This is a genomic window from Pseudomonas sp. MWU13-2100, from assembly GCF_023242365.1.
In the GTDB taxonomy this organism is placed as follows: Bacteria; Pseudomonadota; Gammaproteobacteria; order Pseudomonadales; family Pseudomonadaceae; genus Aquipseudomonas.
In genome coordinates this window covers 21,181-37,715 of the sequence record NZ_JALLIX010000010.1, presented here as the reverse complement: position 1 = coordinate 37,715, position 16,535 = coordinate 21,181, and the positions used below count along the sequence as shown (strand labels likewise).

The window sequence follows — 16,535 nt, the reverse complement described above, 5'->3', positions numbered from 1 at the left end:
GCGCTCAAACGATAGAAGAACGGGAGGCAGGACTTCCCGTTCTGGATGGGCGACGCGGTCATTCACTGCGACGTCGGGGACGCCGAATGGTCGAGCGATTACTCACCGCCAATCACCGTGCAGGGTCAATCCTTCTGGGCTCGTGGCGGGTTGTCCTGACGATAGGTGTGCTGGGGGTTGATCAGCCATTGCCTGACCTGATTGTCCAACTCATTACTGTGATACAGGTCCAGGCATTTGAGCAGATCAAAGCCAACGCCTTGCCGCTCTGATTCGACCAGTGGGTTGTGATAATCACGAGCCAGAAACTGGTCAACCAGAGGCCTGCTGGCTTGAGGTGCTTGCTCCAGATCGAAATAGGTCCAGTCCATAAGCGCACTGGCACTGCTACCGACGTCCTGGGCGGCTTTAGGTTTGCTTTTGTATGCTGTAGCGATGCAGTCTGCCAGCACCCTATCTTTGTAATTTTGCGCGTATGTGCGCCCGCCTGCTTGTGGGGAGTTGGCCAGATCATCGTTGGATCAACAGTTGGAAGGTGCGGCGGCCCAAACCAGTACCAAGACCGCAGTCAAATATTTCGTCAGGACAAACTCCAGAAGTTTGCGCGGTCGGTTTGATAGTTCACACCTGGCTCCTTGAAATAGCAGTGGTCATAACACATTCTGCCGTCAAACAATGTGGCATGCCCCTGAGCGTCCGACCAGCCAGACACTTCAGACCGAAAGCCACCGATAAGGAGGCCGCTATTCTCCGAAATCAGAGCCTCCACAAAATAAATCTGCCCCGCTTTCACTCTAAAGCATTTTATCCAAATAGACCGAGCGCACCAAACTCATTCTCGCAACGCAATTATTTATGGTTGTTACATAGGCCGGCGGCCCAACTTCGACCTCAAATGCTTCCAAAGCGCAATTTGCATCGCGCAATTTCAACCATGCCCTTTGCGAATCCTTTAGCTTAGCTATAAACCCGCCCCCAAGCTCTGGGCTAGCTTGGTACTGCGAATTAACCCTCACCATCAGCTTCCTATAGCTTTCATTTAGATTCGAGTCCGCAGACTCTTTAGCCAGTTTTGCACAAGCATCGACTTGCTGGCTCGTTGCAACCTCACTGCAATTGGGCTGCGCAGCAAAAACCGACATCGAAAACAACAGAGCCACCGACAACAAAAACTTATTCATATTTAGATTCTAGCGATTATTTCTTGGATAGTTAGCCCGTTTTCGGCCTTGCTCATACTGGTTGATAGTGGGAGCCCCTTCAATATAACCAATTACAAAATAAATCCGTCCCATTTTCACTCATTCTGAAGGAGAAACAGCCTTTCGATGCCAAACGTTGTTTCGCCTGAGGAGCGAATTAAGGTGATGGCCGGCCAACCAAAAAGGGACTGGGCGCGAACCATGAAACCTGAGTGGCGTCCGGCTGTCACACGCCTGAGTGTGTTGTAACCGGGTCGTCTGCCAAGTGAACCCGCTGGGACTGGACGTGCGTTGCACGAGCCACAGCTCTGTGACATGTTTTGGACACATTGGCGGCACCAACGTTTCTCTGGGGCAGTTAACTGCCAGGGTGGCGCGTGCTGTATCGCGACCGCTTGATCCACATGGGTGCCAGGCACGACTCGGTCGTAGCCAGTGATGAGGAAACAGGTTCGACGGGTTTAACCAGGCAGGTTGAGAAATAGGGAAAACCCTGCAGTTAAAAACTGCAGGGGCGGTGGCTTGTAACCTTGACTCGAGACCGGCTAATGGGTATCCCACTTTCACATGGGTAAAAATAAATATGTCCCATTTTCACTCACATTAACATCTGAGCAAACCACTAACGATTATTTGTTGGATTGGGTGCTACCAATAGAGCCTTGAGCGCTGCATAATCGTATTTTTTAAAAGACACCTCCCCTTTTTTATCTGCCCTCTCTAAAAAAGCTGGCGTATTTTTTTCAGGCAAATTATAAACCGTATAGAAAAAAGCATCTTCAAACAAGTACGACCCTTCTTTCGACTTAATCTCTACGCGCGGCAAAGCCTCAACCAAACTGGAAGCATTGTCGTAGACCCGAACAATACTGAGATCCGACCATGTAGCATCGACGACTGAGACGGAAGCAGGCGGACTACTTAAAAGGCCACTTGTATCGACCCCAGCCACGTCCAACAACCAAGTATCGCTATACTTCGGAATCAGGTCAGTATAATGTTCATCTAGGGCTCTATCTAACCCACAAACAGCCTTACTAACCAAAACCCCGTTCATTCCGCTACGAATATTCACGTACAAGCAATCAATTTTTATCTTACCCGCCGAGTAAAGCAGAGTAAAATACCCCTCATACAACGTTCTACCCGCAATATTTTCATAGTACAACGCAGGCCTTCCATTAAACTTAACAAGCAACTTTGAGTTTTCCCCCTCAGAGCCTACCACATTGCGAACCGAAATTTTTTCTTTACGCGAACTAAACTGAAGATCTGAGCCACCGTCATCGCTTGTAAAAGCCCCACCTTCTACTTTTATTACTGCCGCCGCTGATGTGAGCGAAAAACAAACTCCAACCGCTAAAAATACCAGTTTCGCTTTCAATTTATCTGACCTCAGGAGCAATTGATGATTTTTTTAAGACCTCTTCAAACCGTACTGCATGGCTCGCTATCAACTCTTTCCTATCAGAACCATTAATGACATTTCGAGCGCCTTCATAATCTTTGGAATCATTATTAACATACGTACCGAGCTTTCTCCCAGAAAACACTCCCTCAAGCATACCCCATATCATAATTGGCACAGCCTTATCGTAATCAGCCGCCAATTCGGGAGAGCTTACAAAATCGAACCCAAATTTATCCTTTGCTTTTTGGTAGTTACTTTTCCAAGTCAAATGCACTAAACCTCGACCACGATATTTATAACCATCGCCTTGCGTTATATTTCCGTGACTAATCGCACGATTACGCAGCGCTTGCGTTGATGCTAAGACAGGGTCATATTTATTAAAATAGTCAACCCCACCAATTTCTGGAGCGGCACTAAAATACTCATGTGCCAGAAAGTTGTACGCCTCAACCCTAGCGGTCGCAAACATATAAGACAATTCATACACCGTCACAATTTCTTTTGTAGAATCTACATATTTATTTATATTTTCAATTATACTTTTAATGTTGACCTTTGATACATCAGACAAGGCCACATTAGCGCCATCAAAACTCATGTGAACAGCTACGTATTCCGAGATAAATTTATCGACATTGATAAACCCACCTTGACACTTTGAATTACTCAGCATCCCCACAGGATGAAAATGCCAAATTTTCCCACCCTCACCAATCCCCTCTTTCCCCGCCAAATCCCCCCACCAAGCCAATTTCTCAATCCGCTTCTTCTCCGCTACCCAACTCACATTGGGTTGCGCCGCCGTATGCCCCATCAGCTCATCCAGCGCGTCCCACTTCTCAGCCTTGTAGTACCACTCACTCTCGTACTTGGTCACCAGTTGTGAAATGGATTGCGCGAACCAGGGTTTGGCCAGGGCTGCACGAATCTCGTTGGCGGTAAGTTTGTCGTCTTTGTCGGTGTCGATAAGGTTATACAGACGCTCTTTCGCCGGGCCGCGGGTGGAGGTGCTGACCTTGGGCAGGAAGGTGGCTTTTTCGCTGTCGTCCAGCAGGTTGCGGTCGTGGAAGTTGGCCGCCAGATGATCGGCGTTGCTGACAGTTTCTTCAATGAATTCAAAGCCTTCCCATTCCCACGGGTTGTGCCGGGTAGTCATCAGGTCCTGTTCCGCCAGCCAGCCGCTGATGGGGTTGCCCTGGGCGTCGCCCAGCAGGCCTTCCAGGTGCCACCACAGGGTGTCGCCGCCGCCTTGTGTGGCGGCGGGCACCTTGATTTTCTTATCGGCCGGCATGGCCTCAAGCACGCTGACGGGGATGATCAGATCATATCCGGTCATCGTGCCGTCATCGCTGACCTTAGGCGGGTTCGTACTGCTGATGTCGGCGCGGTGGGTGATGAGTTTGGTGTTCTTGTACACCTTCATCAGATTTTTCTGGTCGGCCGGCAAAGCATTCGCCTTGCTGCGGCTTTGCGTGACAAAGGCCTCCACGTCGTCGCAGCTGAAGACCTCCAGGTGGACCAGGTTACGTGGGCTGCCTTCATCGTGATTCTGGTACTGGCCCGCGTGGCCGACCAGGGCTCCGGCCTTGATGGTGACGGGTGTGTCGAGCACCACCACGCTGCCCATGGCCTTGGGCTCGCGCCGGGTCTCCAGCGAAGGCAGCCAAACAAAACCCGGCAGGCTGCCGGAGGCGTCGGCGGTGAGCGCCGGAACCGGGGTACCGCTGATGATCTCGACCAGTTTGCGGTATTGGCCGCTGGCGCCCTCTTCGCTGATCTTGACCTGTGTGCCGGTCGGCAGCACGGACAGGATGGCCCCGCTGGTGGCGGCAGTCTTGTGCACGTTCAGGCCCTTGACCTGGGTGGCGGGAACGTCGTCGCCTTTCTTGCCGATCAGGTACTGGTTGTTACCCAGGCTGTTCATATTAGCTTTGTAGATCCAACCGGTGTCTGCCGCCAGGCCACTCATCTCGGGAGAAACGCTGACGATCTTCAGCCATTGACCATTCGCACTGGCCTCTCCGGTGGTCACCGTGGTGCCTTGCGGCAAGGTGGCAAGGATTTGCTCGTAGCCCTGCGTATTCTTCTGAGCAGCGTGTACGTTAAGCCCCAGCACCTTGTCGTTGGCGCTGGCACTGACCTGGTAGGTGTCGCCGCCCCAATAGGCGGGACGGGCCAGTGCAGGCGTTGCATTGTAGCCAGCCATGTCCAGCAGGTGCATGTAGAGGCTATAGAACACCAGTGTCGGCCCGCCTGCGGCAGCCGGGGCCGGTGTGGCACCTGCCGCCGTTGCCGGAGTAGGCGGAGCGGGCGGAGCGGGCACTTCCAACTGGTGCTTGACCAGCACGAAACCTGTGGAGGCAATGGTGCTACGGTCGCTGTAGGCAGAGACTGGATAAGCTTCATCAATGCGATACGCAATCACTTGCCCATCGGCAATGCAACGCACCTCGCTCTGCTGCGCCACCAGCCCCGTGGACTCATCGAAATGCACGCCACCATGCCACAGCCCATTGCTGCCCAATGGGTAATAACCGTCGTTGGCCTTGGCCAACGCCTTGTAATACTGCTGCGGATCCGTCGCTTCTGCTCCCGCTATTTTGAAGGGGTACGACCACTTCTCTACTTTGCTTGCTGTTGTCTCAGTCATTACCAATTACCTGAATTCTGATCCCTGGTGGCTTGGAGCGCCGTCAGTGCCTGTCAGCCGGAGAAGTTGAGCATTCGCTTCGGTTTGACCTTTTCCAGCGGCGCATTCACCAGCGCCCCCGCCATCACACTCCCCGCCTTATCGTTATCCGCCGCACCCGGCAGCACCGGCGGCTTGATCCCAATCCCGGTACCACTGCCCGCCGACCCGCCGGCGTTCGCCAGAATCTGCGCGCCGACCAGGGTGATGCCGCCGGCGTCGAGCTTGATAAAGCTGCCCGCGGCCTGGAGGGTCAGTTCCAGACCGGCCTCGATAACGATCTTTTGCCCGGCCTTGAGGTGAATTTCAGTGCCGGCGTCGACCAGTTGCGCAACGCCCAGTTTCACGTGCTGGTTGTTGCCCACGGTGAGGTGGTCGTCGACCTTCACCTCACCTTTGCGGTCGGCAAAGATGGTGCGGTGCTCTTCGGCCTTGAACTCGCTGTAGGCGTTGGCCTCAACGGTGTCATGGCGTTCGTGGCCCACGTGGATCTTCTGGTCGTGCTCGATGTTCTCGTCCCAGTTGCGCTGGGCATGAATGAAGATCTGCTCCTGGCCTTTCTTGTCTTCGATGCGCAGCTCGTTGAAGCCGCCGCCACCGGGGCTGCTCAGGGTCTTGAAGACGCTGCGGGTCTTGTTCGCCGGCAGGTCATAGGGCACCTGGTTTTCCTTGTGATACAGGCAGCCGGTCACCAACGGCTGGTCGGGGTCGCCTTCCAGGAAACTGACCAACACTTCCATGCCCACCCGCGGGATGGCGATACCGCCATAGCGCTGCCCCGCCCAACTGGATGACACCCGCAGCCAGCAACTGGTCTGCTCATCCGCCTGGCCTTCGCGGTCCCAGAAGAACTGCACCTTGACGCGGCCGTATTGATCGCAGTGGATTTCTTCGCCCTTGGGGCCGGTCACTACCGCGCTCTGGCTGCCCAGCACCCGAGGCTTGGGATGTTTGAGCGACGGTCGATAGAACACGTCCCAGGGGGTGGCCAGGAAGCGGTTGCGGTAGCCCTGGTGGAAGTCGTCCTTGTTGTTGGTGGTGTCACTGGTGACCGACTCCTCCAGCACCTGCGGCTGCTTGCCCTCGTGAAACACCTCGGTCAGCAGCCAGAGATCATTCCACTCTGTGCGCGGATGGTCGCTGAGGGCCATGAAGTGGCCGCTGACCAGGCGGGTCTCGTCACCCTTGCCTTCGGCCAGTTGGTAATCGGCGCGGTGCCGCTCAAGGGCGCGCTGGCTCAGTTGCTTGCCGCGCGTACGATCAGTGAAGCGCCCCGGGTAGTCGTAGTCTTCCAGGTCAGGCTGCTCAGCGCTTTGCTGGTCTGGCTGGTAGGCCGCTTCCATCAACAGGCGTGGCTGCTCAAAGTCGTAGTCGCGGCGGCTGACACGGCTGGTACGCGTTTCCAGGCGGACATTGAAGCGCTTGATCACGGGCACGTCGGCGACCATGCCGGTGTCTTGCACGTAGCCTGTCGGTTGGCCGAGCTTGGGGAAGAACGTCTGGTCGTCGCCAAATACCAGCAGGTGCCCCTCGGGGCTGTGCTCGAAGTGGTAGTGCACCCCCTCCTCCTCGCACAGACGCTGGATGAAGTGCAGGTCGCTCTCGTCGTACTGCACGCAGTAATCGCGATCAGGGCACGGTTTGCCAAGATGGAATTGATAGGCATCGCCCTGAATGCCATGTTCCTCCAGGATCTGCGCAATGATCTTCGGCGCACTCATTTTTTGAAAAATGCGCTGGTTGATGCGGTGCTCCAGATAGGCCAGCTGCGGCACCAGGACGATCTTGTAACGGTGCAGGCGCTTGCCGGCGTCGCCCTGGGCCACCTGATAGATCTGCCCATGAATACCGCTACCGGCAGCGTCATAGGCCAGAAACGCCTGCTTGTGCAGCACGCTTTCCAGGTCGATGTCCGAACGCTCACTGACCAATTCCAGGTCAAACCGATAAGGACGGCTGATGCCTTCGCTGCCCTTGAATTCGAGTACTTTGAAATCCAGGTCCAGGCCATTGATGGTCAGGCTGAAGTGGGTTTCATTACTGCTGTTGAACATGCTGTTCTCCCTGTAAGGACATTATCCATTGCGCTGGCTGACCCAGCGTTGCAGCAGGTTGAAGGGTTCGCTCCGGATGACGTGATGCAAGTCCTGGATGCTGATGCGCCGTGCGTCAGCCTCCAACGAAAGGGCCGTGCGTAGGGCCGGCCAACATTTTCTCGGCAAGTTGCGCGGTCGTTCGAGGCGATAAGCGAGTGGCTGTTCAAGGGCCTGCTGCGCCGTGGGTCGGCGATACGGATGTTTGCCACCGGCCAGCTCATAGATCACACAGGCGGCGGCATAAACATCGCTCGCCGGCGACAGCGGCGCCCCGTCGAACAACTCTGGCGCGGCATAACCGGGGGTCCAGGCGTTGAAGCGGCTGCGCTTCAGTTGCGGCAAGCCAGGCAATACGCCATCCATGGCTTGCCCAAGGCCAAAGTCGAAAAGCCGCACGCCTTTTTCGCCGAGGATCACGTTGCTCGGTTTGATGTCACCGTGCAGCACACCCCGGGCATGGGCGTGGGCCAATGCATCGAGCATGGCCAAGACGATGCCACGCAGCTCGTGCCAGGGCATCCCCAAGGGCCGCTCGCAGAGCAACTGGTCCATGGGCATGCCACGAATCAGCTCCATGCTGAAATAGGCCTGCTGGCTACGGGTGTCGACCTCAAAGGTGTGCACCCGGACCACATGCGGGTGCACGAGATGACGGGTCAGGGCGAACTCGCTGTACAGCAGCGCACCACCATCCGGGCAATCGGCGACATCTTCACGCAGCAGTTTTATCGCGACAAAAGGGTCCGGTTCGCCGTACTGCTCCTGCAACAGGTCCCGGGCGCGGTAAACCATTCCCATGCCCCCAGCACCCAGCAGTCCCTCCAGGCGATAGCGACCACTCAATACTTCGGGCAACGGCGTCGTCGGGCTCGCCGATGCACGCACCGGCGGCGCCTTGGCGGCACCCTGGGCGAAGGCGAAGTAGGTCAGGTTGTCACCCGCCTCGACCCACGCCTGGGGGTTGTTGAGGGCTGAAGTCATGTTGTTCACTGGCGTATCACCACCCCTGTGAGGTTGTCAGCGGCTCGGCCACTCAACACGTGTTCGAACATCCGCTCCAGCGCGATGCCGGGCAGTGGCAAATTCATCGCTTTGCCCAATGACTCACCGCTGAGGCACTGATAGAGCCCGTCGCTGCACAGCAAAAAGGCATCACCGGGCTGAACTTCAAGCTCAAGAATATCCAGCTTCAGTTGCTCGCTCGCCCCCAACGCCCGCGTCAATGCGTGGGCGCCTGGCTGCTGTGCAGCCAGTTCACGGCTCATCTGCTGCTCGTCGATCAATTGCTGTTGAAGCGAGTGATCCCTGGACAGCTGAAACAGCTGGCCGCTACGCCACAGGTAGCAACGACTGTCTCCTGCCCAGATGCAGGCCGCACGCTTGTCCTGCACCAACAGGGCAACCACGGTACTGCCCATGATGCTGTCCTGACGATCGACGGTAACGGTGATTTCCTGCCCCATGCGCCGGTTGAGCCAATGCAGGCACTGGCGCACTTGACGCAATTGCGCGTCGAAGTCTCCCTCCAGCAACATCTCATCGAGTCCGCTGATAATCATCTGGCTGGCCAGATCCCCGGCCTGATGCCCGCCCATGCCGTCGGCGACCACCCAAAGACCGCGCTCCGGGCGGTCCAGGAAGGCATCTTCGTTGCGGCCCCGGACCTTGCCCGAATGGGTTCGGCCCGCGCTGCGCCATTGAGTGGCGACCGGGATCAAAGCGCCACCGGCATGCGGAAGCTGCGCAGCGCACTCAGGTCGAAGGGGTTCGGCGAGCGCTGGCTGAGCACCAGGTAGTTGACACGCATGCCACCGACATTGGCCTTGATCATCAGCACATCGCGGCCGCTCTGGTACTCGGTCTGCATCAGGTCGAAGAGGCGAAACAGCGACCACGGCCCGGTGTTTTTCTCGATACCGATGGCCTTGCCGCTCAGGTCCTCGAGCAACAGGCTGGTACGACCGTCATTGGCGTCAGTCGGCCATTTGAACGCTACCGGCACGATCGGGCCGTGGCGATAGACCATCTGCTGGTCACCGAAACGGAACTCCGCACTCCCAACCGTAGGGTCAAGGGTGTAGGGCTCGAGCTTGAACTGCACCTGGGGCTCGTTGGGGTTCTCGGCAAAGAAGCTGCGGCGAATGATCTGCGCGTTGCCCATCTGGTCGAGAAACACTTTTGACATCGGCAAGCTGCGGCCATCAACGCTGCGCAACCGATAGTTGCCGGCCTCACCACTGACGAACGGCTTGAGGTAGGTATCAAAGAAGTGATCGGCGATACCCTGGGCCTTGAAGAACTCGCGGAAGTCGTTCAGGGCCACATCGCTGCTGCTGTGTGCGTAGAACGGATAACGCTCGTTGATCGCCTTGCTGTAAAAACCGTACAGCTCCGCCTGGTAGCGCTGGTTGACGTATTGGTAGCTGTTGTCGAGCACCAGCATCCAGGTGTCATCCGCCATGTTGTTGAACCAGACGTTGATCGGTCGCGGCAAGCGCGCAGCGGCATTGCGCAGGCTGTTCATCGCGTCACGCTGGCCACCCAGGCGGTTCTTTGCCAGGTCATAGGCCGCCTGCTCCGGCTGGCTGGCGCGCGCCAGGCCGGACAACTGTTGTTGCAGGTCGTTGAGCGCCTGCAACACGGGCGTCAGATCGGCAGCGGGGCCATTGTTGTCATCGAGCAAACGATGCAGTGGCTCGAAACGGCGCTCCAGCGACTTCTTCGCGGTGTCCGGCAGGCTCTTGGCCATGGCCTCACCGGCCTGCCCTGCCGCAGCCGCCGCGGCCTTGCCCAACTTGCCAAGCTTTCCGCCCACCTTGTCGGCGACATCCCCTGCGGTATCAGCTGTATCGAGCATGGCCGGGAAGCGAGTGTTCTCGCGGACCTCGACCAGCATTTGCACAATCGGCGAATTGGCTGAGGTCAGCCCCGCCAGTTGGTCGGCACCGTCCTGGGCACTGCTGATCGGATCCAGGCCAATCTGCGCGACCGCCTCGCTCCAATAGTTGGCGTAGTCGCCAAAATACAGTTGCTCGAGCTCAACCATCAGGCGGCGCATGTCCATGCCGCTGAGGCTGCCGCCCTCGCCCAGGACCCAGTTGTCACGCAGGATATCGCGCACCAGGCTGGCGCCCTGGGTGATGAAATACTGCTGGTAGCCTTTCTGGGTATAAAAGCCCGGTATCACAGAGTCAGTGCCGGTGAACAACGCACCTTGCGGACCCAGATGCTGGCTGAAACGGTACTCGGGCAGTTCGCGGGCCTGCTCACGCAACACCCGGTAAACGACGTTGGCCAATGACTCCGCACGCAGGACCTGGCGGGCCTGGGCAACCAGGGCATCGTTCAGAGGGTAAACGAAGGGCTGCTGCAACAGGCGCCCAAAATGCTCATTGAGCTTGGCCTGTACCGCGGCGTCGCCGCTGTAACGAAGCGACCAGTCGGCGGCCATCCAGTCCTTGAGCGTAGCGGCTTCACGGCGCTCCACCAGATTGAGCATCAAGTAGGCACGCAGGCTTCCAAGCAGGCGCTCACGATTGCCCATGTTGGCGCGGATCTGGCCTTCCAGAGTACGGGCAACCCGTGGCAGCAGTTCTTTCTGCAGCGCTCGATGATAGGCATCCTCCAACGCCGGGTTGCTCGGTTCGCCCTGGTATAGGCCGCCACGTTCGCTATAGGCCGCATCGCCTTTCTCCGGGAAGACCCGCGTGGCCGCATAACGGCTGTCGAGCACCGGCAACGCGGCCATAACATCATCTTGCGGGTTCAGCGTTGCCTGTTGCCGGGATTGTTGCTCGGCCAGGCTCTTGACCGTCTCCAGGCCATTGTCGTTGGCCGAAAAGCTTCCGGCCCAGACCCACCCGAACAGGCCCATGCAAGCCAGCGCCCCCAGGTACAACGCACGCTGCCCCCAACTGATACGCCGGGTTTCACGCTTGTCGAGCCCCGCCAACTCGGCCTCCGGGAAAATCACCCGTGCCAGCAGATGGTGAATGAAACGCGCCCGGCCGGCGTACATCAGCGGTAACGCTTGGCCGTCGTCCGCAGACCTGCCCGTACGATCGAAATGCGGCGCACTGGTAAGGTAGAAGCCGCGCAGTTTGCTGGCCCGCTGATAACGATTGCCGGTAAAGGCCGCATCGACCAGGAAACCAAGGTTCGAACCGATCAGACCCAGCTGCAGCGGGAAATCGAGGATCAAACCACGGCGCTGCGTGTCACGCTCCTGATGCATGCGCGAAATCACTTGCGCGTTCAAACGCGCCAGCAACTCTTGAAACTCCTGGTTCATGACCTCGACGTCGGTGCCCTGCTGGTCTTTGCCGAAGCTCGCGCCCAGGACTTGATCACTTTCCTCGAGGGACAGTTGGTCGAAGAACGCATCAAAGCCCGCGACCTTATCGGCCTTGCTCAAGATCAGATAAACCGGCACATCGACATGCAGTTGCTGGTGGATTTCCTGCAGTCGGTTACGAATGGTCCGCCCCAGGGCAAGCATATTTTCGCGATCACCGCTTTGCAGGATGCTGACCGGGAGGGTCACCAGGACACCATTGAGCGGTCGGCTGCGACGACGCGATCGCAGCAAGCCCAAAAGGGTTTTCCAGGCGGCGCCATCGACTGACGTATCGTCCTGGCTCAGGTAGCGGCCGCTGGTATCGACCAGCACGCCGTTGTCAGCAAAATACCAGTCGCAATGCTCGGTCCCCGTTTCGTCACGGCTGAGCTTGCGCTCAACCTTGTTCAGCGGAAACTCAAGCCCGGAGAAATCCAGCAGGCTGGTTTTACCGCTGCCCTGCGGCCCGATCAACAGGTACCACGGCAAGTCATTGCGCCAACGCTCGCTGCGCCCGCGGTACAGGCTGGAGGTCTTGAGGATCCGCATGGCGTCCTTGAAACGCGCACGCAAGGTTTTCTCGGCTTCGCTGATCGACTCTTCACGCTTGAGTTGAACCTGGCCGTCCTCGCTGTCCTCGAGCTTTTTCTTGCGCACGGTGCCGCGCCAACTGACGAAGACCATGAACAGCCCCCATAGCAGGCAGAGCGCGCAAATGGTCAGCAAGCGCGAATTGGAGCTTTCCCAGAACTTGTAATCATCAACGGCAAACAGCGGGCCGACGAACCATACCAACAGCGCACACCCGAGCAACAGCAGCAGTGTCCACACCCAAGTCCGGCACAGGAAGGCCCAGGTTTTTTTGAAGAAGTTTTTCATTACACGTCCCTGATATTACGGCTTGTGCTCGAGCATGACCGGGTCAATGGGCTCATAGAGTTTAAGAACGGCCTCGCGCTTTTCGCCCAGTACATAGGCAAAGCCCGTGTACATCACCACCAGGCAAATGGCCGTGGAAGCGACCACCAACCACCAGGGCACGATACGCACCAGGCTACGCCGCGGCTCGCTCAACCCCTCCCAGTGGGGCGACAACTCACGCGGCACATCACCGCGTAGCTGACGAATCTGCCGATAGAGGCTGTCGCGAATACCATCGAGTTCGATCATTCCTCGGGGAATGACCCGGTACTTGCCCTCAAAGCCAAGAGACAGGCAGATGTACATCAGCTCCAGCATCGGCAGATGCTTGACCGGGTTACGTCCCAGACGGTCCAGCAGCTGGAAGAACTTTTCGCCACCGAAGGTCTCGTTATGGAAGCTGCTGAGCATGCTGATGCTTGACCAGTCAATGTCGTTCCCCCACTGCGTGGTCACCACCGCCTCGTCCACCGCCGTGCTGAGCACATAGCGCGCGGCCATGACCTGACTGTTCTCGACACCTTCGTTAAGGGCCTGGGCCTCGAAGTGCTTGATGTGACGAACCAGTTCGGCCTTCAATGTGCCGGGGTCCTGGGCGCTGACGCTGTGCTTAATGCGCACAATGGCCGAAAACAACGGCGCAGCCGCTGAAACCAGGGGGTTGATGCTGATGTTGAAGCCTTCGTCCGGGCGGCGGCTGGCCGCGTAGATCATCCGCTCTTCCAACTCTTCAAAACGCGGTGGCTGGGCAAAGTCGGTCAGCGGCTCGTTTGCCGGGCGCTGGCCCTGCGGGTTGGCCAGGATCGTTTTTTCGTCCTGGGTGTACTCCATATCCATATTCATTTTCATGAGTTCCTGATAGCCCAGAATTTCAGCTCAAGCTCAGAGAATTCGCCTGACACATGGAAGGCGAAACCGCCAGAGCCCTCCAACTGGGCCAGGTCTTCGGAACTGAGTTCGAGGACGAAATAAGTCTTGTTCGAGTGGAACGGAATCTGCCTGGGGGCCACGGGCAATGGCCTTACCTTGAAACCTGGCAGGTGCAGGTTGACCAACTGGCGGATACGCTCCACCGGTCCGACCTTCAGGTGCGCCGGCAGGCGGTGGCGCAGCTCTTCGGAATCGCAATTGGCACTGGCGGCCAGAACGAAAGAGGACGAACCCAGCAGTTTATGATCGTGCAGCGGCGACACTCGAATGCCATATTGACGTTGCTGCAAAATCATCTCGATCGCGTGCTGTTCCAGCACCATCGATAGCACCTGCCGGATGGCGTCCATCAATTTTCGGAAGCTGGCACCCTGATCACTGTGCTGATAGGCACTGTCGATTTTCGGACGTTTGCCTTCATTGGCGAACGTGGATAAATCCCCCAGCATGACCAGCAGTGTGCGATACAGCTCTTCAGGGTGAACCTGTTCCAATCCCAGATAGTGGCGTAGCAGCAGCTCGGTGCGGTTGATCAATTGCAGCATCAGGAAATCGCCGACTTCCGCGCTGCCGACCTTGCCGTTTGAGCTGATACGTTCGGCGAGCTTGTCGGCCCGGTTGCCGAGCATGCTGATGACTTCCTTGAGGCACGACAGCAGGTAAGCCGACCCGTGCGCATGCAGGTAGGTTGGCACAAAGTCCACGCTGAGGCTGATCACACCATCCGGCGAGGTATCAGTGACCTCGCAGACCTTCAGTTTCACGTAGGCCTGATCGTTTTTCTGCTCGCCCAGCAGCAAGCGAAAATCCGGTCGCGCGCAACTGACCTGGCTGCTGGAATCATCACCGGCATTGGAGTCGACCACCTCCATCTCATAGGCCGTATAACGCGTCAGCACGTCACGATGGTCATGACGACGCGATTCAACGTGATTCCCGGTCACCAGCGCCAGCGCCAGGTAAATCGGCATGTTGGCGGTATTGGGCGGGATATCCAGGGCCAGGGGCTCGCTGTTACCGTCGAGGTTGAACAGGCTGCCGTCTGGCAGCACCCCCGATGCCTGGCTGACCACCAGCTTGCCCATGCTGAGAAACTGCGAGTCGATCTCCAGGCTCAAAAAGCCCCAGCTGTAACGCCCCAGCAATTGGGTGCGCGATTTCATCTGGTTGTCGTAATAGCGATCGTTGTGCTGGAAATGCTGCGGGCGCAGCAACATGCCTTCCTGCCAGATGACTTTATGTGCGTTCACGATCGGTCACCCGCCTTGGCCAGTTTGTCGGCGGCATTCTGGATACCGTCCTTGTCCAGGTTCAGGTCGATCCTGGTCAGTTGTTGGGCATCGACCGGTATCACATAGCGCCATTGGGTCGCGGGCAGGTCCCGATAGGCCGCCAGCACCGCAACGAAGCGGCTCTCGCTTTTGACCGTCAGCTTCAGGTCGAGGGTTTCACCGGGGCGCAACTCAATTTCTTCGCTGGCCACCAGATCCTGCGAAAGGATGTCCTTGGCGCGGTCATAGAGGCTGAAGAAGTCAGCGTTCTGGAACGCCACCGGGTGTTTAAGCTCAAGCAGGCGCAACACGATAGGCGATGGCCGACCGTTAAGATCAGGGTTGAGTTGGTCGCTGGCACTGAGTTTGAGGTTCAACTTGGTTTCGCTGGAATACGGCGATAACGCCGAGCAACCAGCCAACAGGATGAGCACCCATACACTGGCGAGGGTCTTGAAGCGGGTCATCGAGTTTATCCTTGATGTTCAGTATTGAGGGTGGCGATCAAGCGGACCTGTTCGTCATAGGCCCGAGCGAAGTCCCTGGCCATCAGCCGCTCGCTCCACTCATCGTCCTGGCGCAATCCCTGGTGATAGCGGACAAAGGCGCGCCAGCGGCTTCCTGGCATGGCAAATCGCGGTTTGTTGCCCTCACGCTCCAGGCGCAAGGTCAGTTGCTCAGGCGAGAAGTGCTCCAGCGTTGCGCGAACTGCCGCGCGGCTGGCCATCAGCAGCGCCACCGGATGTGCCTGCAGGTCGCGCACGGCTCGGGCAATCGCTTGTTCAGCGCTCAGTTGGCCGGGCTTGTTCGGTTGCAGCAAACGCCTCAACGCCTCCCCGCTGTCGCCGGCATGCTTGAGTGGGTTCTTGCTCGTCAACTGCACAGTGGTCTGGGCCAGGCGCAGCTCGTTCTTCAACTCACTGCGGCTACGCAGGCTCTGCTGCAAACCGCCGACACTCTGTGCCAGCAGCCTGGCGGCCTTGACCGCCATGTCCTCGCGGCTTTCGTTGTCCAGCCCTTGCAGGTCAACCCCCAACGCCTGGCCGAAGCGCTCCCAGAACAGTGGGCTCTGCTGTTCAGGCGCAGGCTTTTGCGGGGCTGGAGCAGGCTGCGCTGGCGCTTGGTCGACGACCAGCTCCGGCAACGGCAGGCTCTCCATGTCAATGCGGGCGAAGTCTGCGCGTTGTCGTGGGTCACGACGTGGCGCAGTCAGTGCTGTCAAGTCATCCTGCTCGGCATAGATCTGCTCTTGCCGGTCCAATGCGACTAATGGGTCCAGGTCCAGAAACGCATCGTCAGGGATGATGCTGCCGGCAGCTTGGGCGCGACCGACTTGCGTCTCGAACAGCCCCGGGTCACGCACCAGCCGCGCGCACATCTCAAAGTCGCCCATGCGATACAGGCTTCCATGCTCGATACGCGTCGCTTCGCCTTTGCGCAGTTGCGCTCCGCCGCCAGTGAAAACACCGTTGCTGCTAAGGTCGGTCAGGTAAAACATGCCGCGGTTGAACGTCACCTGGGCATGGTGGCCCGACAAATGCCTTTTGGCGTCCGGAATAACCCAATCACAATCACTGGCCCGACCGATTTTCCCGCCCGCCTGTCTGAAAGTGCATCGACTGGCATGATGGGGGATCGGTTGCTTGGTGTTCTGAATCTCGAAGACCAACTCCATG

The 16,535-nt window shown here is 57.8% G+C and carries 12 protein-coding genes and 1 pseudogene; all 13 read right to left on the bottom strand.

What is annotated here, in order from left to right:
* Positions 1-125: 125 nt before the first annotated feature.
* Positions 126-509, bottom strand: coding sequence for a type VI secretion system amidase immunity protein Tai4 (locus M5B99_RS09470; RefSeq protein ID WP_263860464.1), 384 nt, complete (start codon positions 507-509; stop codon positions 126-128).
* A gap of 71 nt (positions 510-580) precedes the next feature.
* A pseudogene (locus tag M5B99_RS09465) lies at positions 581-715 on the bottom strand (cytoplasmic protein); the annotation flags it as partial.
* A gap of 79 nt (positions 716-794) precedes the next feature.
* Positions 795-1,181 (bottom strand): lysozyme inhibitor LprI family protein, encoded by a 387-nt coding sequence (locus M5B99_RS09460; protein WP_248803781.1) that lies wholly within the window; start codon positions 1,179-1,181, stop codon positions 795-797.
* Between the two features lie 643 nt (positions 1,182-1,824).
* A complete protein-coding gene (locus tag M5B99_RS09455; protein ID WP_248803780.1) occupies positions 1,825-2,586 on the bottom strand; it encodes a hypothetical protein in 762 nt (253 codons plus the stop codon).
* A gap of 1 nt (position 2,587) precedes the next feature.
* A complete protein-coding gene (locus tag M5B99_RS09450; protein WP_248803779.1) occupies positions 2,588-5,266 on the bottom strand; it encodes a hypothetical protein in 2,679 nt (892 codons plus the stop codon).
* A 53-nt stretch (positions 5,267-5,319) separates the two neighbouring features.
* Positions 5,320-7,359, bottom strand: coding sequence for a type VI secretion system tip protein VgrG (tssI, locus tag M5B99_RS09445; protein ID WP_248803778.1), 2,040 nt, complete (start codon positions 7,357-7,359; stop codon positions 5,320-5,322).
* A gap of 21 nt (positions 7,360-7,380) precedes the next feature.
* On the bottom strand, positions 7,381-8,382 hold the full coding sequence (locus M5B99_RS09440; protein ID WP_248803777.1) for a serine/threonine-protein kinase: 1,002 nt from the start codon (positions 8,380-8,382) through the stop codon (positions 7,381-7,383).
* Between the two features lie 5 nt (positions 8,383-8,387).
* Positions 8,388-9,116 carry a PP2C family protein-serine/threonine phosphatase gene (locus M5B99_RS09435; protein ID WP_248803856.1) on the bottom strand — a complete coding sequence of 243 codons (729 nt, stop codon included), beginning with the start codon at positions 9,114-9,116 and terminating at the stop codon, positions 8,388-8,390.
* Entirely contained in the window at positions 9,116-12,616 is a 3,501-nt protein-coding gene (tssM, locus tag M5B99_RS09430) for a type VI secretion system membrane subunit TssM (RefSeq protein ID WP_248803776.1), read from the bottom strand. Before tssM ends, M5B99_RS09435 begins: the two co-directional genes overlap by 1 nt.
* 15 nt (positions 12,617-12,631) lie before the next feature.
* Positions 12,632-13,501 (bottom strand): type IVB secretion system protein IcmH/DotU, encoded by an 870-nt coding sequence (gene icmH, locus M5B99_RS09425; protein ID WP_248803775.1) that lies wholly within the window; start codon positions 13,499-13,501, stop codon positions 12,632-12,634.
* 2 nt (positions 13,502-13,503) lie between these two features.
* Positions 13,504-14,838: a type VI secretion system baseplate subunit TssK gene (gene tssK / locus M5B99_RS09420; protein ID WP_248803774.1), complete on the bottom strand. Its 1,335-nt coding sequence runs from the start codon at positions 14,836-14,838 to the stop codon at positions 13,504-13,506.
* Positions 14,835-15,326 carry a type VI secretion system lipoprotein TssJ gene (gene tssJ / locus M5B99_RS09415; RefSeq protein WP_248803773.1) on the bottom strand — a complete coding sequence of 164 codons (492 nt, stop codon included), beginning with the start codon at positions 15,324-15,326 and terminating at the stop codon, positions 14,835-14,837. Before tssJ ends, tssK begins: the two co-directional genes overlap by 4 nt.
* A 5-nt stretch (positions 15,327-15,331) precedes the next feature.
* Positions 15,332-16,534 carry a type VI secretion system-associated FHA domain protein TagH gene (gene tagH, locus M5B99_RS09410; protein WP_248803772.1) on the bottom strand — a complete coding sequence of 401 codons (1,203 nt, stop codon included), beginning with the start codon at positions 16,532-16,534 and terminating at the stop codon, positions 15,332-15,334.
* Position 16,535: the final 1 nt, after the last annotated feature.